This window comes from Streptomyces sp. NPDC127084, from assembly GCF_042724175.1.
Lineage (GTDB): Bacteria > Actinomycetota > Actinomycetes > Streptomycetales > Streptomycetaceae > Streptomyces.
This window is the reverse complement of record NZ_JBHXFA010000026.1, coordinates 19536-40870: the sequence shown is the minus strand read 5'-3', so window position 1 is coordinate 40870 and position 21335 is coordinate 19536. Positions and strand designations below refer to the sequence as shown.

Genomic DNA, 21335 nt, shown 5'->3' with positions numbered 1-21335 from the left:
AGGCGCGAGGGGAAGAGGTGGGGGATTCCGGCGGCGCGGCCAGCCATCGTTTCGCGTTGGCGGTGGACTGTCAATAAGGCCGCTGGAGATTATCTGACGGTTCATCAGTCAACTGGGTTCGGCGAGTGATCAATGGCCCGGGGTGAGTCCGCGGCCCCTTGTCCGCGGGTGCCGGGCGGCGCCCGGAGGTGGCGCTCAGTCCTGGCTCTCCTTGCCGGCCTTGAGCTTCCGCCACACGGCGCTCAGGGCCTCCAGGTCCTCCTGGTCGAGCAGGTCGGTGAAGACGGGAGCCAGGCTGACCCGGCGCGTCTCGTCCGCTTCCGCGAACAACTGGTGGCCCTCCGGTGTCAGTGCCACCTCCACGGACCGCGCGTCCCGCGGCGACGGGGTGCGGGTGACCAGGCCCCGCGCCTGGAGCGCGTCGACGACCCGGGACACCTGGCTGCGGCTGAGCATCGTGCTGTTGCCGAGCACCGACGCGGGCACCGGCTCCGGGCTGGACGCCAGCCACAGCATCACCTCGAACCAGGAGACGGGAAGGTCGTGGGCCTTGGTGAGGGTCCTGTCCACGCGCTCCGTGAGTACGGTGCCGGCCCAGACGAGCCCGTAGAAGGCGTGGTCGGCGACGGGCATCTCGGCCTGCGTGAGCTTCCTTTTCGGCATAGCCTGAGTCTACGGGTTGCGTGTGTGTACACATAATGACTATGGTGTGTGTACACGCACAGATCTTCGGCCGTGTTTGCCGCTTTGCCCATCGAAAGGTCCCCCGCCATGTCCTCTGAGTCTGTTCAGTCCGCGCCCGTCGTCCTGATCACCGGTACCTCTTCCGGGATCGGCCTCGCCGCCGCCGTCGCCGCGGCACAGGCCGGCTGGCGTACCGTGGCGACCCTGCGCGACACCGGCCGCGCCGACGCCCTGCGCAAGGCCGCCGCGGACGCGGGGGTGGAGCTCGACATCCGGCAGCTCGATGTCACCGACGCCGCGTCCGTCACCGCCGCGATCGACGGCGTGGTGGCGGACTACGGCCGGCTCGACGCCCTGGTCAACAACGCCGGGGCCGGTCACCTCGGCACCCTGGAGAACGAGAGCGTGGACGAGGTCCGCAAGGTCATGGAGGTCAACTTCTTCGGCGTGCTGACTGCGTCGAAGGCCGCCCTGCCGCACCTGCGCGCCTCCCGTGGGCGACTGATCACCGTCACCAGCGTCGGTGGAGTCATCGGCCAGCCGTTCAACGAGGCCTACTGCGCCGCCAAGTTCGCCGCCGAGGGCTACATGGAGAGCCTGGCCCCGGTGCTGGCCGCACTCGGTGTGAAGGTCTCGGTCATCGAACCGGGCGCCGTGGCCACCGAGTTCGTCAACAACCTCGGTGTCGACCTCGAAGGCGTGGTATCCGACGCGGGTGACTACGCACCGACCCTCCAGGCGTACATCACCCGCACGACCGCGCAGTTCCTCAATGGCGCCCAGACCCCTGCCCAGGTCGCCGAGTCCGTCATGGAGGCGCTCACCGCCGAGAGCCCCGCATTCCGCATCCAGACCTCCGACTGGGCCCGCGAGTTCACCGGCATCAAGAACGCCGACCTGGACGGTTCCGCGGTGCTCGGACTCACCAGCGCCTGGATCGCCTGACCCGTACACCGCTCCCCGCGCCGCTTCCTCAGGGCCGTACGCCGCCGGACCGGCCGCCTCACTAGTGCCTGACGCGGCACTAGGTGGGCGCCGGTCCGGCGTCCGTCGGCAGAGGGCTCGTACGCCCGCCCGCCCACGCACCGAGCGCGGTGGCGAGCTGGGCGCGGGACCGGACATCCAGCTTCTGGTAGATCCGCGTCAGCCGCGCCTCGACCGTCTTCACGCTCAGGTACAGCCGGGCCGCCGCCTCCTGGTTGCTGGCACCCTGTCCCACCATCTGCGCCAGCCGCAGCTCTGCCTCCGTCAGCGACGACAGCGCACCGCCACGGGAGGCCGGGGCCGGTTCAGGAGCACCGGCCGGCGTCTCCTTCGCGAGCGCCAGCCAAGGCGCCGCGCCTGCCCGTTCGAAGACCGAGGCCGCGGTGTGCAGTGCGTGCTGTGCGGCCGAACGCCGCCGCCTGCGCCGCTCCACCCGGGCCAGCGCCACCAGCGCCCGGCCCTGCTCAAGGGGCAGCCCGGCCGTCGCGAAGCTCTCCGCTGTGCTGGTCAGCACTGCGGCTGCCTCGTCCGGCTTCCCGCCCGCGGCCAGCAGCAGCCCTTCGGCGCGATCGCATCCCAGCAGCACCGAACGGCGGCCTAGACGCTCCGCGACCGGGCGCACCTCGGCGAGCAGGGCGGCCGCCTCATCGAGGGAGTCGCTCGCGACCAGTGCCTCCGCCAGCTCCTCGTGCCAGCGCAGCATGGACGGATCGACGGCCGCCTGCGCCTGTTCACCGGACTGCACCCGGCGCAGTGTCTCCAGGGCGTTGCTCACGTCCCCCATGATCAGTTGGACCCGGCCGAGCGCGTACAGGCTCCGCGAGAGGAAGATGTTGTCGCCCTCCTCGTCCGACGCCTGGGCGCTGCGACGCGCGTAGCTCGCCGCGCGGGCGAAGCTGCCGCCCGCCGTCTCGGCGAGCGCCAGCGCGTACCAGGCGGGCCCGGGGGACAGCCCCGCCTCCAGGGTCAGTGCGAGCGACCGTCCGGCATGGGAGAGCGCGGCAGCGCACTGGCCCTGCCTGGCCTCGACCTCCGCGAGGGTGCGGAACAGCTCGATCGCGTCCTCGACCGAGCCGCGCCGTTCGACCAGCGGCAGCAGCGCGTTCATCTCGTCGCGCGCGTCCAGGAGCCGGTCATCGAACAGGGCGTGGCGGATCGTGAGGATCTGCGCGGCGTTGCGGATGCCGAGCGGACGGTCGACCATCTCCAGTTCCCGGGCCGCCTGGAGCACCCGCTCCTCGTCCGGTGAGCCGAGTACGCGTTCCATCCGGGCCTGGACGGTCAGTGCCTTCGCCGCCGTCATCCGGTCACCCACGGAGGCGGCGAGCGCCGCCGAGTCGATCGCGGCGGCCCTGGAGCGCACCGGATCGCCGTCGGCCAGGACGTACTTCACCGCGAGGCGCAGCTGTACGGCGGCCCGCAGCGCTGTGTCGCCCTCCGAGTCCTCCATCGCGTGGGCGTAGATCTCGTCCAGACCCGCCAGTCCCTGACCGGCCGTGTCCAGCACCGCGAGCCTGGCCCGAACCCGCTCGCCAGGGGAGGCGTCACGTGCCAGCAGGTCCGTCGCGGCGCGCATCGCCAGGTCGGCGCGGGCCGCCCGGGCGGCCTCCTCCGCCGCGTCCACGAGGCGGGCGATGCGCTGGGTGCCGTTGCGGCCGGGCGTCGACTCGGCGGCGAGCAGCGCGAGCTCGGCGGCCAGGGCGGTGTTGCCGCGCCGCCGGGCACTCTCCGCCGCCGCGGCGACCTCGGCGGCCAGCTCCTCGTCCGGGATGTCGGTGGCCAGCGCCCGGTGCCTGACCTCCTCGACGGGGTCGTCCACGACCCGGGCCAGTGCCGCGTGCCCTTCGCTGCGGTCGGTCCAGCAGGCGTCGTGCACCAGGGTCGAGGGAAGGATGCCGGCCCGGAAGGCCACCGTTCCGTCCTCGGTCAGCAGGACGAGACCGGCGCGTTCCGCAGCGGCCAGGTCGGCTTCGGCCGTGGGGCGGCCCGCGCGGCGGATCAGCGACGCGGAGGGGCGCAGCGCGAGCGCGGCAAGGAGCAGGGTGTCGCGGACCGCCGGTGGCACGAGCCCCAGCAACTGCCGTGACAGGTCGCGCGCCCGCCCGGAGAGCGACAGTGCCTCCGCGTGGTGCACGGGTGTCCGCGCGTCCGCCAGCGAGCGGCCGACCGCGAGCGCGAGCCGCGGATTGCCGCCGCTGGCCTTGTGGATGCGCCCGGCCATCCGGGACGGGAGCCGGTGGTGGATGAGGAGCTCGGCGATGTCGTCGGCGTGCAGCGGGGGCACGAGCAGCACATCCGCCTCCGACGGCACCCACAGCTGTTCGGGCCCGGCGGCGCCGATGTCGGGGTCGTGCGCTTCCGGCGTCTCGATCGCGATCACCCGAAGCGTGGGCGGGGCCAGATGGAGTGCGAAGCGCAGCAGATCGGCGCTGTCGGGGTCGATCCGCTGTACGCCGTCGACCACGAGCAGCACCGGCCGGTGCCCGGCGAGGGTGCGCAGTATCTGGGCCAGTGCCAGGCGCAGGGCGATCGGATCCCAGCCGCCCTCGGGGACGGGGGCCTCACGGCACAGCATGGCGACGGCGTCCCGCTGGGGGCCGGGCAGCCCGTCACGCACGTCGTACGGGGTGCCGGGCGCCGAGGCCGCGCCGTGCGCACCGGGCGTGCCCGACGCACCCGGCAGTCCGTGAAGCTGGGCATCGGCGGGCCGGGGCGCGTCCGCCATGACCCGTGCGGGGCTGTCGGCGGTGGTGGCCGCCTCGGCGCCGTGCGGCCCGAGCTGCCCGGCCGGGGACAGTGTCGCGGACACGGAGGCGACGAGTGCGGCGGCGGTGGCACCGGGGATGGCGCGGTCGCCGGGGAGGGTGGCGAGCCACAGCACGGTCTCACCGCGCGCCTGGGCGCGTGCGGAGATGGCCAGGGCGACCTCGGTCTTCCCGACCCCCGCCGATCCGGTGAGCAGGGCACGCCCGCGCGCGTGCAGCACCCTTTCGAGGCGCTCGATGACTTCTGCCCGGCCGACGGGCGCAGTGCGCTTCTGAGCTGACGACACGCACCCACCACCCCCTTCCGGCCTGCGAGCCCCCTGCCCGTTCGTGCACGTGTGCAGTGAGGATACGAAGCCCATCGTCCCAGTCCATGCCCGGTGTCCGGCATGCGGACAGGACTGTACCCGGAAAGCGGTGGGGCGCGCCCGTGGCTTACGCCCGCGAACGCGCCCCTGACCAGCGAATATGGCCTTCGGTCAATTGTCTCAGAAAGTGAGACCCCAGCTGTCGATGTAGCCGGTGTCACCCGAGGCCACATCGCGCACCTGGAGCTTCCAGGTGCCGTTGGCGACCTCGCTGGACGCGTCGACCGTGTACGTCGTGAGGACGTTGTCGGCGCTGTCGGAGCCCGAGGAGGTCTTGAGGCTGCGCACGGTGCCGTCCGGAGCGACCAGGTCGATGACCAGGTCACCGCGCCAGGTGTGCTTGATGTCCACGGCGACCTTGAGGGCCGCGGGGGCGTTGCCGGTGCGGCCGGTGACGCTGATCGACGACGACACGGTGGCATTGTCGTTGATCGTCACATTGGTGCTGTTCGTGAAGGTCGCGCCGGAACCGGTGTCGGTGCCGAGCACGGCGTTCACGGTCTTCGCCGCGTCGGCGATGCCGGAGCCGCAGCCACCCGAACAGGTACCGGGGAGCGTGCGGGCGTTCGCCTTGATCGCGGCCTCGATCTCGGCCGGGGTCAGCGAGGACTTCGCGGACTTCAGCAGCGCCGCGAGGCCGGCGATGTGCGGAGCGGCCATCGAGGTGCCCTGGTAGGGCTCGTAGTTCTCGGTCGACTGAGTCGTGTCACCGGAGTTCAGCGTGGACAGGATCGCACGCTCGGGGGTGGTGACGGTGCCGGGGGTGTCGGTCGAGCGGCGGGTCTCGCCGCCGGGCGCCGCGATGTCGACGGTGGTGCCGTAGTTGGAGTAGTAGGAGCGGCTGCCCTCAGGGTTGGTGGACGCCACGGTGATGACGTTGGGGCAGTTCGCCGGGGTGGAGCCGGACGCGTTGGAGTTCTCGTTGCCCGCCGCGACCACGACCGTCGTGCCGCGGGCGACCGCGGCGTTGATCGCGTTCTTGTAGACGGTGGGGCAGGTGGAGCTGGAGCCGCCGAGGCTGAGGTTCAGGACCTTCGCCGGGGTCGGGTTCGCGGTGACACCCGGGACGCTGCCGCCGGAGGCCCAGGTGATCGCGTCGGCGATGTCGGAGGACGAGCCGCCGCACTTGCCGAGCACGCGCACGGGCTGGATCTTCGCGTTGTACGCGATACCCGCGATGCCCTTGCCGTTGTTGGCCGCCGCGGCGATGGTGCCGGCGACATGCGTGCCGTGCCAGGAGGAGTCACTGGCCTCGGAGCCGACGCCGCACTCGCCGTCGGTGGCGTTCCAGTCGCCCTCGTCCTTGGGGTTGCTGTCACGTCCGCTGCCGTCACGCGCGTCGGCCGAGTCGGAGATGAAGTCGTAACCGGAGACGATGTTGGCGGCCAGGTCCGTGTGGGTGGCGTAACCGGTGTCGATGACCGCGACGGTGACACCGCTGCCGGTGGTCTTGTCCCAGGCGGTCGGCACGTTCATACCGCCGGTGGCCGCGAAGAGGTCCCACTGGGCGGCGTACTGGGTGTCGTTGGGCGTGATGGCCATCGGGTAGGCGCGGATGTCCGGCTCCACGGACGCGACCGAGGGGTCGGCGCGGAAGGCGGCCATGACCTCGCCGAGGTCCTGGTTGGAGGCGGCGCCACCCAGGTCGACGAGCGCGGCGCCGCCCGCGAGTCGGCGCTCGAAGGCCAGCTTCTCACCGGTCTCGGAGGCCTTGGCGGCGGCGTCGCTCTTGGCGGCGGTGTTGGAACTCGCCTCGGTGGCCTGGGTCTTGTAGGTCACGATGACCTTCTCGACCGGCGCGGTCGGCGGCTTGGGCAGCGACTGCGTGGCCGGTGCGGGCTGCGGCGAGGTGCCCACCGGGGCGGCGGCGAACGCCACGGCGGAGGTGGCGGCGACACCGATGATGGTGGCGGTCGCGGCAACGACGGATATGAATCTCCGTCCGGAACCGTTCAAGGTGTTCCCTTTCCAGGAAGCTGGGGATCGGACGGACGGCGCGGAACCGCGGTTCGCTGTGGGGGTGCGACCCGTGGTTCCCGGGCTCCATCGCCCGTTGCGCCGCCGCCGGCACGACGGCTCCTGGTCGAGAGCCGCCACCGGACGAAACACCGTGTTCACATGCGTTTACATGCCCCTGACATTCACTGATCAGGGACCGGGAATCGCCGGTGCGGCAGACAGTAGGGAACGGCGAGATGAACTCGATACGGGGAAAACCCTTGCCTCACAGGGGACCCACAGTGGGGACTCCCGGCAGGGCCCGGCGGCGTCGCCGCGAGGGAGTCCCCGTCGCGGGTGCGGCCCTGTTCCGGAGAGGCCGGGCAAGCGGAATCCCGTCCGTTGTGCCGTCGCCCGAGGTCACGATGTGCATTCCGGTGCTGGTCGGACGCCTGGTCCGCGGGCCGGCTGCCACCGGACGGGCCCGCTCCGGGGCGCGGCGGACGGCTCGCGGTGGCGGGGGTAAGGCCCCTGGTGTCCTGAGGGCGGGCGGCCGATCGGGGCGCGGCCGGACGTCGAGCCCGGCCCCGTGAGCCAGGGCGGGCACCGTACCCGAGAGCGATCCCGTCCGGGACGCCGGTTCAGGGTGTCAAGGCCGGGCGAAGACCCAGGGGTTGCCGACGCTGACCGTGCCGGGGCCGGGATATGGATGAGCGATCCGCCACGGAGACCGCACACCATGGAGGCCGGTCAGGACGGCGGCTCAAGCGGCGGCGAACCCGAGCACCGCCACGACACCGGCGAGGACGGCGACCACCGCATCGGTGACGAGACCGGCCGGACCGCGCACCCCGGCGTCGGAGGCGCGCAGCCGTGAACCCGCGGCCCCGATCATCAGCAGAACCACGCCCACGGCAGCGGCGCCCCCGAGGACGGGAAGCCAGATGCCGACGACGAGTCCGGCCACTCCCGACAGTTCCATCGCGCCGATCAGGCGCCACAGTGCCGGACTCAGTCCAAGGGCGTCACGCACCTCGACGGACTTGCCGGCGCCCAGGACTTTGCCGCCACCGGTCATGGCGAGCAGTGCCGCCAGCAGCAGCGAGATCACGATTCGTACGGTATCCATCAAAATCCAGCCTTCCCCGGCTTCTTCCGGGCGATGACCCTGCCAAAGCCTTACTGATCCGGCGCACAGCCGCGCAGGAGGTACGCGATCATCCCGGCCTACCCGGCGCTGCCCCTCTCGACGGGCAGCATGCCGCTCACGGCATATGAGTATGGCCGTGGAGACTCGCGAGTCCGGCTCGCCCGGGCCCGGTGTGCCTGGTGTGCCGTAGCGCCCCGGCATATCCTCCGCCCATGCGCGTCGCCCTGTTCGTCACCTGTGTCAACGACGCCCTGTACCCCTCCACCGGAGTGGCCACGGTACGCCTGCTCGAACGTCTTGGCGTCCAGGTCGACTTCCCGGCCGCGCAGACCTGCTGCGGGCAGCCGCAGTTCAACACCGGTTACCGGCACGAGGCGGAACGGCTCGTGCGGCGTACGGCGCGGGCGTTCGCGGGGTACGAGTATGTCGTCACACCGTCCGGGTCGTGTGCGGCGATGCTTCGGCACCACTACCCGCGACTCGGTGGCGCGGACGCGGCCTCGCTCGCGACGCGGACGTACGAACTCACCGAGTTCCTGGTCGATGTGCTCGGCGTCACCGACGTGGGCGCCTGCTTCCCTCACAAGGTCACCTACCACCCGTCCTGCCACGGGCTGAGGCTGCTCCGTCTCGGTGACCGGCCGCGGCGGCTGCTCGAAGCCGTCTCGGGGCTGGACCTCGTGGAGCTGCCCGGTGCCGAGGAGTGCTGCGGCTTCGGTGGCACCTTCGCCGTCAAGAACGCCGCCGTGTCCACCGCGATGGGGCGCGACAAGGTGCGCAGCGCCCAGGCGACCGGGGCCGGGGTGCTGTGCGGCGGTGACAACTCCTGTCTGATGCATCTCGACGGCATCCTCCGTCGTGCGGACGCGCCCATGCGGTCCCTGCACATCGCCGAGATCCTCGCCGCGACGGAGGGAACGGCAGAGGGGGCGGCGGTATGAGCGCCGGTATGGGCGGTGCGTTCCTCGGGATGCCCTCGTTCCCGGAGGCGGCACGCGAAGCAGTAGGTGACGAGACCCTGCGCGCCAACCTGCGGCACGCCACCCGTACCATCCGCGACAAGCGCGCCGGAGCCGTGGCCGAGCTGGAGGACTGGGCCCGGCTGCGTGCGGCCGGGCGGCAGATCAAGGACCTGGCGCTGAGCCGGCTCGACGAATATCTGGTCCAGCTTGAGGAGAACGTCTCAGCGGCCGGCGGGACAGTCCACTGGGCGGCAGACGCGGCCGAGGCGAACCGGATCGTCGCCGACCTGGTCAAGGCCACCGGCGAGACGGAGGTCGTCAAGGTCAAGTCCATGGCCACCCAGGAGATCGGGCTCAACGAGTACCTCGCGTCCGAGGGCATCGCGGCCTACGAGACCGACCTCGCCGAGCTCATCGTGCAACTCGGGGACGACCTTCCGTCCCATATCCTCGTGCCCGCGATCCACCGCAACCGCCGCGAGATCCGCGAGATCTTCCGGCGGCGCATGGGGGACTGGGGCCGCCCTGCCCCCGAAGGGCTCGGAGACAGCCCCGCCGAGCTGGCGGAAGCGGCCAGACTCCACCTGCGTGAGAAGTTCCTGCGGGCCGAAGTCGGCGTCTCCGGGGCGAACTTCATGGTCGCCGAGACCGGCACCCTCGTCGTGCTGGAGTCCGAGGGCAACGGGCGGATGTGTCTGACCCTTCCCGAAACCCTCATCTCCGTCGTCGGGATCGAGAAGATCGTGCCCACCTGGCGCGATCTGGAGGTCTTCCTCCAGACGCTGCCGCGCTCCTCCACCGCCGAACGGATGAACCCGTACACGAGCATGTGGACCGGAGCGGCGGACCCCGCGACCGCCGACGGCCCGCGTGCCTTCCATCTCGTCCTCCTCGACAACGGCCGCACCCGCGTGCTTGCCGACGCGACCGGCCGCCAGGCACTGCGCTGCATCCGCTGCTCGGCCTGTCTGAACGTGTGCCCGGTGTACGAACGCGTCGGCGGCCACGCCTACGGTTCCGTGTATCCCGGTCCCATCGGCGCCATCCTCACGCCCCAACTGCGTGGTACCTCCAGCGAGATCGACGCCTCCCTGCCGTACGCCTCCTCACTGTGCGGGGCCTGCTACGACGTCTGCCCCGTCGCCATCGACATCCCCGAAGTCCTGGTCCATCTGCGCGAGCGTGTGGTGGGACGGGGCGGCCCTGGGCACCGCGCCGAGAAAGCCGCGTTCAGGGCGGCGGGCTGGCTCCTCGACCATCCGGCGGCCTTCGCCGCGAGTGAGCGGCTCGCCGCCAGGACCCGCCGCTTCCACCCGGCGCAGCCGCCCGGGGCCGCTGCCTGGACGGCCGACCGCGATCTGCCCCGACTACCCGCGGAGCCCTTCCGCGACTGGTGGCGCGAACACCGTGCGCCGAGCACCGGGGGAGCGGAGAACCCGGCCTGCCCCGAGCGAGGTCGTCGGGGAGCGGAGGGCCCGGCCGGCCCCGAGCGCTCCGCCCCCGTCGCTCCCGCCGCCTCCGGCGGCCACGGCGGCGGCACACGGGAGCAGATCCTCGCGCGGATCAGAGCCGCCGTCCGCGAGACGCCCTACGCCCCCGACGCGGTCGGTGTACGCCGCGACTACCTGGAGTCCCACGCCCCCGGCGACCCGGCAGCCCTCATCGAACTGCTGCACGAGAACCTCGCCGACTACCGCGCGATCGTCCACCGCACCGACCGGCACGGCCTTCCCGCGCTGCTGGCGGAACTGCTCGCCGCGCGGAGCTCCCGTACCGTCCTCGCACCACCCGCCCTCCCGGCTCACTGGCTGGCGGCGGTGGCGGACCTCACCATCGTCGCCGACCGCGCGATCCTCACCCCACGGGAACTCGACACCGTCGACAGCGTCGTCACGGGTTGCGCGCTCGCCATCGCCGAAACCGGCACCATCGTGCTGGACGGCGGCCCCGATCAGGGGCGGCGGCGGATCACGCTCATCCCGGACCACCACATCTGCGTGGTACGCGCCCCCGAGCAGGTCGTCGCGGCGCTGCCCCAAGCGCTGCCCAAACTGGACCCGGTCCGCCCGATGACCTGGATCTCCGGGCCGTCGGCCACCAGCGACATCGAACTCGACCGGGTCGAGGGCGTCCACGGCCCGCGGACCCTGGAAGTAGTGATCGTCACCGGCTGAGGCGGAGCCGCGGAGCGCGCTCCGCAGCCGGGACGGCGGCCCCGTCCCGGCGCAGCTCCCGCGCCAGTGCGCCCGCCCAGCGGGTGAGGCCCGCCGTGTCGACACCATGGAGTCCTGAGGACGGAGCGGAATCCGCGTACGCCGCCACCGACTCCGCCCCACGGGCCAGCAGCGCCGCGCCGCCCCTCGCATTGCCGCGTGCGGCGTGCGTCAGCCCGACCGCGAGCTGCGCGAGCCCCCGCCACAACGCGCGCTCCTCCTCGGGACCCGACTTCCAGGCATCCTCCAGCACCTCATGGGCATGGAACGGCATCCCCGCGTCCAGCAGCCGCTGAGCCTCCACCAGCGTCTCCCGCGGTGCGCGCACCAGTCCCTCCGGCTGCCGGGGGACTCCCTCCGCCCCGTACGGCAAGGGGCGCCCGAGGCCGTCACGGGGGCGCGCGTTGCGTGCCCGGCCCTCGGGATCGCGGTCTCTCGGCGTCATTTCCACGCCTCGATTGTCACTCGCGCGGTGGGCTGCACCGGAACCGTGTCCGCCGTGGGCGCGACAGGACTACTCTCAGCCATCTGACACCTCGTGGGGAGGGGAGGTCGCCCATGCTGTACCGGGCGCAACACCGTGAACGTACTGCGCTCCTGGAGCGCGAACCGGAAGTCGCGGCGGCTGCGCGCGCCGTCGAGGCACTGCGGTCGGAACGCGCCACCGGCGGTCTGCTGATCTACAGCGGTGAGGCGGGCCTCGGAAAGACCTCCCTCCTCGCGGAGGTGAGCGGCATCGCGACCGCCCGTGGCTGCACCGTCCGCACCGCGCGCGGCAGCGAGACCGCGACCTCCGTGCCGTTCCATGTCGTGCGGCAGCTGCTCCAGCCGGCGCTCAGCGGCATGGCACCGGACGAGGCACGCGAGCTGTTCGGCGACTGGTACGACATCACCGCGCCCGCACTCGGCATTGCCGCACCGTCGGGCACGCCCGCCGACCCCCAGGGTGTACGTGACGGCCTCGACCGGGTGGTCACCGCGCTCTCCGAGCGGCTGCGCAAGCGCCCCCTCGTGGTGCTCGTCGACGACGCCCACTGGTCGGACGGCGAATCCCTCGGCTGGCTGGTCTCCTTCGCCACCCGGCTCAGTACGCTCCCGCTCCTCATCGTCATCGCCCACCGCCCGGAAGACGCGCCCGACGCCTCGTCCGTACTTCTGGACACCGCGGGTGCCGCGGCGCGCCTGCGAATCCCGCTGCGCGAGCTGACCGCCGACGCCGTGTCGGAGCTCGTCCGGGCCACCGTCGGCGATGGTGCCGACGACGCGTTCTGCCGCGAAGTGTGGACCGTCACCCACGGCAACCCGTACGAAGCGGTCGAGCTCATCGCCAAGGTGCAGGACCACGGCCTTGAACCCGTCGGGCCCCGCACCCGTGAGCTGCGCGTCCTCGGTGCCACGGCACGCGGCAGCGGGCTGGTCTCCCGACTCGAAGGGCTCGGGACCGACGCCACGAGATTCGCCTGGGCCGCCGCCATCCTCGGCACGGACATCTCCCTCGACCTCGCGGCCTCCCTCGCCGGAATGCCCCCGGCAAAGGCCGCCGCATGCGCGGAGCGGCTGCGTGAGGCGCGTATCGTCACCGGGCCGGACCCGCTCGAGTTCGTCCACCCCCTCATCGCCACCGCCGTCTACCGCGCCATCCCGCCGGCCCTGTGCACCGCCATGCACGGCCGCGCCGCCTGGGCCGTCACCGAAGCCGGGCTCGGCTCCGCCGCCGCATCCCGCCATCTGCTCGAAGTGCACCCCGACGACGACCAGGACGTCGTCCGGCAGTTGAGGGAGGCAGCCCGGGACCATCTGGCGGTCGGTGCGCCGGAGGCGGCCTGCCGCTGCCTCGAACGAGCCCTCCAGGAACCGCCGCGCAGCGGCGTCCGCGCACAGGTGCTGTACGAACTCGGCTGCGCCACCCTGCTGACCTCCCCGCCCACCACCATCCGGCATCTGCGCCAGGCCCTCGAGCTGCCCGGACTCGACCGCGGACTCCGCGTCGACGCCACCTACCGCCTGGCACAGGCGCTCGCCCACAACGACCAGCTCAACGAAGCGGCCGTCACCCTCGCCGCCGAGGCCGCCGACACCCCGCCCGGACCGGCCCGGATGCGGCTCCAGGCCGCTCAGTTCCTGTGGGAGGGCACCCAGGCCAGGGAACACGACGGGCCGGCGCGCTCACGCCGGCTCGCGGAACTCGCCGACCGGCTCCAAGGCCGCGACAACGCCGAGCGGGCCCTGCTCACCATCCGCGCCTTCGACGCGATGCTGCGCGGCGAGGACGCCGAACTCGTCGTCGAACTGTGCGACCGGGCCCTGGTCGACGGGCGCCCGGCGCCCGGTCTCGGCTGGACCGACACCGAGTGGGGCTTCGAACTACCGGCACTCGCCGGTATCAGCTACGCCTACACCGACCGGCTCGACCACGCGGAGGAGCTGTTCACCGAGGCGGTCAGGGCGTACGAGATCAGCGGCTGGAGCGGTGCCCACCTGGCCTTCGCACACACCCTGCTCGGCCTTGTCCACCGCCGCCGGGGCAATCTCCCCGAGGCCGAGTCGTTCCTGCGCGAAGGCCTGAGGCTCGCCGATCGCATAGGGAGCGGTCTGCCCGTGCACTGGATCTCGGGGGGCCTGCTCATCGACACACTGCTGGCACGCGGCGAGACGTCCGAAGCGGAAGCGGTGGCGGAGCACTACGCCTTCCGGCCGCCCTACCCCAACGCCATCGTGATACCCGACGGCCCGAGCGTACGCGGACGACTGCTGCTGGCGACCGGGCACACCAAGGAGGCGGTTGCCGAACTGGAAGCAGGCGGAGGGGATTTGGAAAGCCGAGGGAGGCACAACGGCGTCTGGGCCCCATGGTCGGCCGACCTGGCCCGGGCCGTCGCCGCCGAATCCCCGGCCCGCGCCGCCCAGCTGGCCACCCGCGCCCGGGCCCACGCCGAGCGCTTCGGCACGGGCACGGCCATAGGGGAAGCCCTCCGCTGCGCCGCCGCGCTGGCTCCCGAAGCGGAAGCCATCCCGCTGCTCGCCCGCGCGGTCCGCCACCTGGAGGCGTCCCCGGCCGGGTACGAACACGCTCTGGCCCGCTTTGAGTACGGTCTTGCCATCCGCTCCCCGCGCGAGCTCACCCGAGCCGCCGATCTGGCCACCACCTGCGGATCCGCCTCCCTCGCGGCACGCGCCCGGGAGGCGTGTGCGTCCATCCGGCCTCTGGAGTGAGGTAATCTTGTTCCGCGCGCACAGCCGGGGCCCAGCCCCGACGGAGGCGCATCGGGACGTGGCGCAGCTTGGTAGCGCACTTGACTGGGGGTCAAGGGGTCGCAGGTTCAAATCCTGTCGTCCCGACTTTGCGAAGTCGCAGGTCAGGGGCCGTTTCAGAGTGAGTCTGAAACGGCCCCTTGATCGTTTTTGGGACCAGTTGGGGACCAACTCGCCTTGACCGCGTCAGCGCGGCAACCACGATCAGGCTCGGCAAGGAAGTGGCGCCCGCAGCACGCTGAGGTGGGCCGAAAAGGCGGCACCGGCGGCGGTGATCTTGTGCACGTCGGGGTGTAGTGGTGGAGTCGGGTATGGGAACTCTCTGAATGCCTCCCGCCCGTGAGGCTCCGCGTGGGTCCCCGGCGCGCTGCGGACCTGTATCAGGTTGGTGAGCCGGGAGATCGCCGCGGGCCACTGGGCGTAGGGGAGCAACAGAAGCCGTGCACAGCGGCCTTCGGGCTTGAGGGTGTCGTCGTGCAGCAGGCGGCGGGCGGTGTCCCAGCGGGCTTCGTCGTCCATCGCCCGGGGACAGGACGGTGGAGACGATGTCCTTGGAGAGCCAGCGCGTTGCGGTCCCGGCCCGCCCGGAGAGACTGAGGATGTCAGGGCGGGCTGCTCGGCGTGTGGTCAGGCCGTTTCCTTGGCAGTGGCACGCTTGATGATGGTGGCAAGGCCGAGTCCGGCGGGCAGGGTGCCGAATGAGCTGCCCCAGTCGCCGCCGAGGCGGGAGCGACAGAAGGCGTCGGCGACTGCCGGGTGGCTGTGCCGAACCAGGAGTGAGGCCTGGAGGATGAGTGCCATGGATTCCACCAGGCGCCGGGCACACATCTGGGCGATCTCCGGATCGCTGAGAGCGCCCAGGTTGTTGCGCAGCCGCGCGATGGCGCCGTCGAGGTGGCGGTCGGCGCCTGCGGCTTGGTCCACTTCGGTCAGGAAGGCTTCGAGGGTCTCCGGTTCCTTGACCATGCCGCGCAGTACATCGAGTGCGGCGACGTTACCCGAGCAGGCTCAGGTGGAAGCGGTCCGACAGATGGCCGTCAGGTGCAGGACCAGTTCGGATTCCCGCTCGGCGAAGCGCTCGGCCGGCACCGGCACGGAGATGGCGGCGAACGGAACGCCGTCGCGGGTCACCAGCGCCCCGACGGCGGCGATGCCTGTGGTGTGCTCCTCGCGGTCGAACGCGACTCCCGAGGCCCGGATCTGCGCGAGCTCGTCGAGGACCGCGGCCGCGGAGGTGACTGTCGCGGGCGTGAACCGTCCCAGCGGGCGCTGCAGCAGCCGCTCTGCCTGCTCCTCCGGCATTGCCGCGAGGAACGCCTTGCCGTTGGCCGTGCAGTGCAGGGGGAATGCGGCGCCGATCGCCGAGACCACCCGCAGCGCCTGAGTGCTCTGCACCTGGTCGACAAACCGCACCGCGTCTCCCTCCAACACCGACAGGTCGACCGTCTCGTCGATCGCCGCCTGCAACTCGGCAAGGGATGGCCGGAGTTCGTTCACCAGCCCCGCGGCGGCGGCGCCGGAGAGTGCGCCCAGCGCGCTGCCCAGCCACAGTCGCCCGTCCGCGTCGACGCGTAGCAGCCGCTCCGTGGCCAGCGCTCCGACGATGCGGTGGGCTGTCGTCTTGGCGAGCCCGACGGCGTCATCGAGGTCGGCGAGCCGCATCACGCCGTTGCGCGCCCCGACCGCCTCGAGTACGCGGGCGGCGCGGCGGATTACCTGAATACCGGGGCGGCTGGAGTCTGGGAAGGAAGACATATCCTCAGCGTAGCCCGTATGGGAGATCGAAAAGTCCGTATTGTGGAACTCGGCGGATGGCCAGTCCTGGTGGCCGGGCGAGGGTAACGGGCCCTCAGTCCGATGCTGGGTCCTCGAGATGCTGGATCTTGAGGTTCTGGCAAAGAAGCATGTCGTGATCATGGCGGACTACCCGGCAAAGTTCCAGGGGGGCGTGGTTGCCGTGCACAAGTCCCCGGCCGAGGCAGATCGCCGCCGCGCGGATATGAACCCGGAGACGCTGCGCAACTGAATGCGGGAAGCGGGTGCCGGCCGCCTGCCCGGCCGGCGGGCGGATGGTTGAGAGTGCCGCAGAGGACGGTGCCGCGCGGCTGGTGCGCTCCAGGGCGTGAGCGCGGTGGCAGTAGTACGGACAGTGCGCTCCCCGAGTCGCTCAACGCGACCGATCGGCAGGTCGGTGCCGTTTCGGGTGATTTCGCCCGTCAAGGAGCGGCGTCCGGTGCATGGGGTCTCCCTGGCCTCGTGGGTCGAGGTGGTGGGGTCTCTCCCCTGGCCTCGTGGGTCGAGGGGGTGGGGTCTCTCCCCGGGCCTCGTGGGTCGAGGGGGTGGGGTCTCCCCAGGCCGCAAGGGCCGAGGGGACGCGATCGCGGGCGCTGGGATCCCCCCGCCGAAGGCAGGGGGAGATCGGCTTCGGGGTGGACCCGCTGGGTTGATGCGGCAACGCCGCGAGTCGCCGTGCCGGGCGTCGCGACGGGGCGCACGATGCCTGATGCGGCACCAGCCCCTGTCTCTGGCGGGCGACGACAGGCGCGCTGCTCTTGACGCACAAGGCGGACAGGCGCGCGATGGCGGTAACGAGCGGCCGGGGTCGGCACACGGATGAGCCTGGCGTAGACGAGAGCACTTGCCTATAGTCCATTTAGCAGATCTCAGGATCCGTATCGCGGATCCGAAGCAAGGAGGTGGGCGTGACTCCCATGGGCAGGGTGTTCGAGCGCGGAACCGATGGCTACGAGGAGGCCAGGCGCGCTACCGTCTGGAACGCGAGGGTGCCGGACCGGTTCCCCGATCTCGTCGTGCAGGCCTCCTCCGTGGCCGATGTGCAGGCTGCAATCCGTTACGCCAAGGACCACGGAATGCGGGTGGGTGTCCGCTCCGGTGGCCATAGCTGGGCGGCCAATCACGTGCGTGACGGCGGCCTCCTGCTCGACGTGTCACGGATGGACACCGTCGAGATCGACCGTGAGTCGATGACCGCGACCGTCGGCCCCGGCCGCCACGGCCATGAGATGTGCGCGATCCTCGGCGAGCAGGGTCTCTTCTTCCCTGCGGGCCACTGCCAGGGCGTGGCCGTGGGTGGGTACCTCCTCCAGGGCGGCTACGGCTGGAACGGTCGGGTGTTCGGCCCCGCCTGCGAGAGCGTCGCCGGCATCGACGTCGTCACTGCCGACGGCGAGCTCGTCTATGCGGACGCGTCGCACAACGCCGAGCTGTACTGGTCGGCTCGCGGGGCCGGCCCCGGATTCTTCGGAGTGGTCACACGGTTCCACGTCCGCGTATACCCGAAGCCTGCCGTGTGCGGTTCGAGCCTGTACGTCTACCCCATCGAACTGATGGAGAACGTGTACCGGTGGGCTCATGCGATAGGGCCGCATGTCGACCGTCGCGTGGAGATGCAGATCGTCATGGCCGCAGCCTTCCCGGATCTCGGCATCGAGGGGCCCGCGATCGTCATCGCCTCCCCGGTGTTCGCGGACTCCGAGGAGGAGGCGCGTGAGGCCCTGAGCCTGCTGGAGAGCTGCCCCGTCCGTGACCGGGCACTGATCGCAGTGCCGTACGCCCCCGCACAGCTCTCCGACTGGTACGCGGCGGTCACGCACGCCTACCCCGAGGCCCACCGCTACGCCACCGACAACATGTGGACCTCGGCACCGTTCGACGAGTTGCTCCCTGGCTTGCGGCGCATCTCCAAGACACTGCCGCCCGCTCCCTCGCACTTCCTCTGGCTCAACTGGGGTCCCTCACCGAAGCGTCAGGACATGGCGTACTCCATGGAGGACGACATCTACCTCGCGCTGTACACCGTCTGGTCCGACGCGGCCGACGACCACCGCTACGCAGGCTGGGCTGAGACCCATATGAGAGCGATGGCCCCACAGGCCAGCGGCGTCCAACTGGCCGACGAGAACCTCGGCCGCCGTCCCGCCCGCTTCGCCACCGACGCTGCCATGCAACGCCTGGACCGGGCTCGCGCTGCCTACGACCCCGAGGGCCGCTTCCACCCGTGGATGGGGCGCTTGTGACTCTGCGCCGCCGCCCCGTGCGGCCCACCGAACCCCACCTCGGCTACCGGACGGCCGAGGACATCGCCACTCCCTTCGCGGCGTTCTTCAACCCCGCGATGGCTCCCCTCGCCCCGCATGTGGCCGCCGCCGTGAACTCCGGACCGCAGGCCGGCGACCTGCTCACCGCGCTGGAGGACGCGGGCTCGCTGCTGCGAACCGAACGGGAGGCGACGGAGACAGGCTACGCACTACTGCCCGACGGCTCGATGCGTGTCGCCGTGCACACCTTGATGCCCGGCGTGACTCCCGCCATGTGGGACTGGTGGTTCTCCTGGCACGGCGACGACACCCGCAAGTACAAGCTGTGGCACCCCCGCGCGCACGTGTCCGCCCAGTGGGCGGACGACGACGTCCACCACGGCCTCCGCACCTACGTAGGACGCACGTCCTTCGTGGACGAGTACCTCGGCTCCCGACTCACCCATGCCTCCATCCGGTTCGTCCCGCCACACGAACTCGGCCTGGACGAAGACGCCCTGGCCGATCCCGAAGAGGCCACCGCGATCTGCGCCCGCGTCGGTCTGTCGAACCAACCGATCGATGCCGGCTATCTCCTGCACCACGTCCGCCGTACCCCGGACGGAGCCGAGATGCGGTCCCGATTCTGGGTCGGGGGTAGACACGCCGCCCTCCGTACCGGGAAGCCGGGCCGCTCCCGTGCACTTCCCGCCATCGCTGGAAGGGTCGCCGCCATGGACGCGCAGCGCGCCACGGACCTGATGGTCCACTGCGCCCAGGAGATGGCCCACCTTGCGTCCTTCCTCCCCGCCATCCACGAACGGTTCAGGAACGACTGACCCCACATGGCCCCATCACAGCACCACGGCCGCACCGACATACCACCGCCGAACACCGCCACCTGCCTACCGATGTGGTTCAAGGGGGTCTCCCATGCCTGAACCCAATGGAGTACGAGGGCTCACAGTGCCCATGGCCTTCCGAGTGGTGTGCGACATCTCCATCGTGCGCTCGATACCGGTAGACCGACTCCTGCAGGGCCCGGACACTTTCCGCCGGGCGCTCCCTCCCTCCTCTCTGGGTTGCGACGTGGCCTGGAGGGGAAACCGATGAATGCGATGTCCTCGTACGCCCAGGCCCTGTTCGCGGGCGCGCTGGTCGGGGCGATGTACGGCCTGCTGCGGGTGAAGTCGCCTGCCCCGCCGCTGTACGGACTCGCCGGGCTGGCCGGCATGCTCGTCGGCCAAGTGACACTGGGATGGTTTACATGACGCCCACCGTCCGGCTCCACCTCGCGTCCGCGCTGACTGGTGTGTTGGCCGGTGCCCTGTACCAGTTGTTCGGAGTTGCCTCACCGGCACCGCCGTGGGTGGCACTCACCGGGCTGCTGGGCCTTCTCCTCGGCGAACGTGGTATGCGAGGGGTCATGAGCCGCATTGGATGCTGCGACTGAGGCAACCAGCCTTCAACGATCACTCCATACGTTGGTGCACTGTTCCGAAGACGGGACCCTGCACCGCACCACGGTCACCAAGCGTCATGGCGCGCTGTACTGCGAGGCCCGTGACACGGGCTGGGGTGCCCAGTGGCCGCCGCCGGCCACGTAGCCGACCCTTCCCGTGCTGAACGGCCGGCACCGGGTCGCGCTTGCGCGGCCCGGTCAGGGTGTGGATGTCCTCCACCCGGTAGACCTCCCGCTCCCCGGACGGCTTGCCCGCGTCCCGCTCGGGCACCCATTCCACAATGCGGCCCGATCTCACCGCCGCGCGCGACATCGTCCGCGCGGCCCTCCGCCCCGCCGGCTGAGCCAACACCGCCAACGGCCGTCGGCCCCGCCGCCTTCCTCACTCTTCAGCCCATTCCATGATCAAAATGGATATCACTGCGGGGCCTTCACGCACCTACGTAGTCGGGTTACGTAGATTCCACGATGCACTGGACTTCTCTCTGCGAAAAGGTGAGGGCGTTCCGGGAGGCGGAACGACTCCGCGACTCTCGTCGTGTGTTGGCGGTAGCGCCGGAGCCTTCGCGTTTCCTGCGGAACTCAATCGAACAAGGAGGAGTTCTTATTATGTCGAACCAGGATGAGCCCAAGGTGGCCGCCTTCACCCGTCGTCTGGACCACATCGTCACCGACGCTCCCAAGGTGGCCGGTTTCACCCGTCGTCTGGACCACATCGTCACCGACGCCCCCAAGGTGGCCGCCTTCACCCGCCGTCTGGACCATATCGTCACCGACGCTCCGAAGTAGTCGGTTTCAACCGTTAATCGGACCGCATTGTCACAGGCGCGTCTGGATCTTCTGTAACGCATTAACCGGGTTACCTGACGAGAATATGTCGGCGAACTGGACTCGGTAGATGGGCTGTGGTGAGGGTTTCCCCACCGCAGCCCTCGCGATTTAACCCTCGTGGTAAACGGGGTTGATGGAATCCTGGTTGGTAGCGACCGTGAATCGAAACGGAGAAGCCGTGAAGAAGCCGGTGCGAATTGATGTAACTTTTGATCCGCTCCTGCCAAGAGATGATGTGGCGCGATGCAAGCCATTCACGGACGAGGATTACATAGTCCCGTTTGAGGACGATTTTGAGGACGTCGTGGAGGAACTGACGGATCTCTCGGTGCGGCTAATCCATTTGCTGCCCGATCCGTCGTTGAGTCCGGACGAGAGGCTTGAACGGCTGGCTCGAGTTGTCCCCTCCTCTCAGCTGATCACAGCTAACAGGCGGACCGCACGGTCGAAGCTGTACGCCCTTCGGGGACGGCTGGATCAATTGGTCCCCAACTCTGAAATGACATCCAGAGAGAAGTTGCAGTGGTTGGTGGACAGGCTCCATGAACTGGTGCCGGACGAAGGTCTGCGACCAATACAACGACTGGAACGAATCGGCGATTACAGGTCCACCGACGTCGGTGTTTCCCCGAGGTGGTGGCAGTGACTTCGCCCGCTCCGCTGGCCACGTACCACCCCAGTCTCTTCCA

At 70.6% G+C, this 21335-nt stretch carries 20 protein-coding genes, 1 tRNA gene and 1 pseudogene; 14 read left to right on the top strand and 8 right to left on the bottom strand.

The window, feature by feature from the left end; all coding sequences use genetic code 11:
* Positions 1–195: 195 nt before the first annotated feature.
* Positions 196–663, bottom strand: a complete 468-nt coding sequence (locus ACFWI9_RS09180) for a MarR family winged helix-turn-helix transcriptional regulator (RefSeq protein ID WP_387160133.1) — start codon at positions 661–663, stop codon at positions 196–198.
* Between the two features lie 108 nt (positions 664–771).
* On the opposite strand from ACFWI9_RS09180, the gene ACFWI9_RS09175 reads away from it, so the two are divergent.
* Positions 772–1629 carry an SDR family oxidoreductase gene (locus tag ACFWI9_RS09175; RefSeq protein ID WP_387160131.1) on the top strand — a complete coding sequence of 286 codons (858 nt, stop codon included), beginning with the start codon at positions 772–774 and terminating at the stop codon, positions 1627–1629.
* A gap of 79 nt (positions 1630–1708) precedes the next feature.
* On the opposite strand, the gene ACFWI9_RS09170 is transcribed toward ACFWI9_RS09175, so the two are convergent.
* The 3 genes from ACFWI9_RS09170 to ACFWI9_RS09160 form a co-directional block, all read right to left on the bottom strand.
* Positions 1709–4795, bottom strand: coding sequence for an AAA family ATPase (locus ACFWI9_RS09170; protein WP_387160130.1), 3087 nt, complete (start codon positions 4793–4795; stop codon positions 1709–1711).
* Positions 4796–4921: 126 nt separating this feature from the next.
* Positions 4922–6757 (bottom strand): S8 family serine peptidase, encoded by a 1836-nt coding sequence (locus ACFWI9_RS09165; RefSeq protein WP_387160128.1) that lies wholly within the window; start codon positions 6755–6757, stop codon positions 4922–4924.
* A 745-nt stretch (positions 6758–7502) separates the two neighbouring features.
* Positions 7503–7868: a DoxX family protein gene (locus ACFWI9_RS09160; protein WP_387160126.1), complete on the bottom strand. Its 366-nt coding sequence runs from the start codon at positions 7866–7868 to the stop codon at positions 7503–7505.
* A gap of 233 nt (positions 7869–8101) precedes the next feature.
* On the opposite strand from ACFWI9_RS09160, the gene ACFWI9_RS09155 reads away from it, so the two are divergent.
* From ACFWI9_RS09155 to ACFWI9_RS09145, 3 genes and pseudogenes are all read left to right on the top strand, one after another.
* On the top strand, positions 8102–8830 hold the full coding sequence (locus ACFWI9_RS09155) for a (Fe-S)-binding protein (protein WP_387160124.1): 729 nt from the start codon (positions 8102–8104) through the stop codon (positions 8828–8830).
* Positions 8831–8838: 8 nt separating this feature from the next.
* Positions 8839–10260 (top strand): annotated as a pseudogene (locus tag ACFWI9_RS09150) (LutB/LldF family L-lactate oxidation iron-sulfur protein); the annotation flags it as partial.
* A 408-nt stretch (positions 10261–10668) separates the two neighbouring features.
* The gene (locus ACFWI9_RS09145; protein ID WP_387160151.1) at positions 10669–11025 is read left to right on the top strand and encodes a lactate utilization protein C; all 357 of its coding nucleotides are present in this window, start codon (positions 10669–10671) and stop codon (positions 11023–11025) included.
* Here ACFWI9_RS09145 and ACFWI9_RS09140 read toward each other — a convergent pair.
* On the bottom strand, positions 11015–11509 hold the full coding sequence (locus ACFWI9_RS09140; RefSeq protein WP_387160123.1) for a DUF309 domain-containing protein: 495 nt from the start codon (positions 11507–11509) through the stop codon (positions 11015–11017). The two genes, ACFWI9_RS09145 and ACFWI9_RS09140, sit on opposite strands and share 11 nt — an antisense overlap.
* Positions 11510–11622: 113 nt before the next feature.
* Between ACFWI9_RS09140 and ACFWI9_RS09135 the strand changes: the two genes are divergently transcribed.
* Together ACFWI9_RS09135 and ACFWI9_RS09130 are read left to right on the top strand one after the other, a co-directional pair.
* Complete coding sequence (locus ACFWI9_RS09135) at positions 11623–14277, top strand: ATP-binding protein (protein ID WP_387160121.1); 2655 nt, start codon at positions 11623–11625, stop codon at positions 14275–14277.
* Between the two features lie 52 nt (positions 14278–14329).
* Positions 14330–14403, top strand: a tRNA-Pro gene (locus tag ACFWI9_RS09130).
* A gap of 117 nt (positions 14404–14520) precedes the next feature.
* On the opposite strand, the gene ACFWI9_RS09125 is transcribed toward ACFWI9_RS09130, so the two are convergent.
* The 3 genes from ACFWI9_RS09125 to ACFWI9_RS09115 form a co-directional block, all read right to left on the bottom strand.
* Positions 14521–14835 (bottom strand): hypothetical protein, encoded by a 315-nt coding sequence (locus ACFWI9_RS09125; RefSeq protein ID WP_387160120.1) that lies wholly within the window; start codon positions 14833–14835, stop codon positions 14521–14523.
* A gap of 108 nt (positions 14836–14943) precedes the next feature.
* Positions 14944–15282, bottom strand: coding sequence for a hypothetical protein (locus ACFWI9_RS09120; RefSeq protein ID WP_387160119.1), 339 nt, complete (start codon positions 15280–15282; stop codon positions 14944–14946).
* Between the two features lie 42 nt (positions 15283–15324).
* A complete protein-coding gene (locus ACFWI9_RS09115) occupies positions 15325–16071 on the bottom strand; it encodes an IclR family transcriptional regulator (protein ID WP_387160117.1) in 747 nt (248 codons plus the stop codon).
* A gap of 118 nt (positions 16072–16189) precedes the next feature.
* Here ACFWI9_RS09115 and ACFWI9_RS09110 point away from each other — a divergent pair, with 118 nt between their 5' ends.
* The 8 genes from ACFWI9_RS09110 to ACFWI9_RS09075 all read left to right on the top strand — a co-directional run bounded on the left by ACFWI9_RS09110 (position 16190) and on the right by ACFWI9_RS09075 (position 21292).
* Positions 16190–16342, top strand: coding sequence for a hypothetical protein (locus tag ACFWI9_RS09110; protein WP_387160115.1), 153 nt, complete (start codon positions 16190–16192; stop codon positions 16340–16342).
* Between the two features lie 685 nt (positions 16343–17027).
* A complete protein-coding gene (locus tag ACFWI9_RS09105) occupies positions 17028–18353 on the top strand; it encodes an FAD-binding oxidoreductase (RefSeq protein WP_387160149.1) in 1326 nt (441 codons plus the stop codon).
* Positions 18350–19192 carry a DAPG hydrolase family protein gene (locus ACFWI9_RS09100; protein ID WP_387160113.1) on the top strand — a complete coding sequence of 281 codons (843 nt, stop codon included), beginning with the start codon at positions 18350–18352 and terminating at the stop codon, positions 19190–19192. Before ACFWI9_RS09105 ends, ACFWI9_RS09100 begins: the two co-directional genes overlap by 4 nt.
* A gap of 270 nt (positions 19193–19462) precedes the next feature.
* The gene (locus ACFWI9_RS09095; RefSeq protein ID WP_387160111.1) at positions 19463–19624 is read left to right on the top strand and encodes a DUF1427 family protein; all 162 of its coding nucleotides are present in this window, start codon (positions 19463–19465) and stop codon (positions 19622–19624) included.
* The gene (locus tag ACFWI9_RS09090; protein WP_387160110.1) at positions 19621–19806 is read left to right on the top strand and encodes a DUF1427 family protein; all 186 of its coding nucleotides are present in this window, start codon (positions 19621–19623) and stop codon (positions 19804–19806) included. The genes ACFWI9_RS09095 and ACFWI9_RS09090 overlap by 4 nt, the downstream gene beginning before the upstream one ends.
* Before the next feature lie 34 nt (positions 19807–19840).
* A complete protein-coding gene (locus tag ACFWI9_RS09085; protein ID WP_387160108.1) occupies positions 19841–19960 on the top strand; it encodes a small ribosomal subunit Rsm22 family protein in 120 nt (39 codons plus the stop codon).
* Positions 19961–20424: 464 nt separating this feature from the next.
* The gene (locus ACFWI9_RS09080; protein WP_387160107.1) at positions 20425–20604 is read left to right on the top strand and encodes a hypothetical protein; all 180 of its coding nucleotides are present in this window, start codon (positions 20425–20427) and stop codon (positions 20602–20604) included.
* 220 nt (positions 20605–20824) lie between these two features.
* Positions 20825–21292: a hypothetical protein gene (locus tag ACFWI9_RS09075; RefSeq protein WP_387160106.1), complete on the top strand. Its 468-nt coding sequence runs from the start codon at positions 20825–20827 to the stop codon at positions 21290–21292.
* Positions 21293–21335 lie beyond the last annotated feature (43 nt).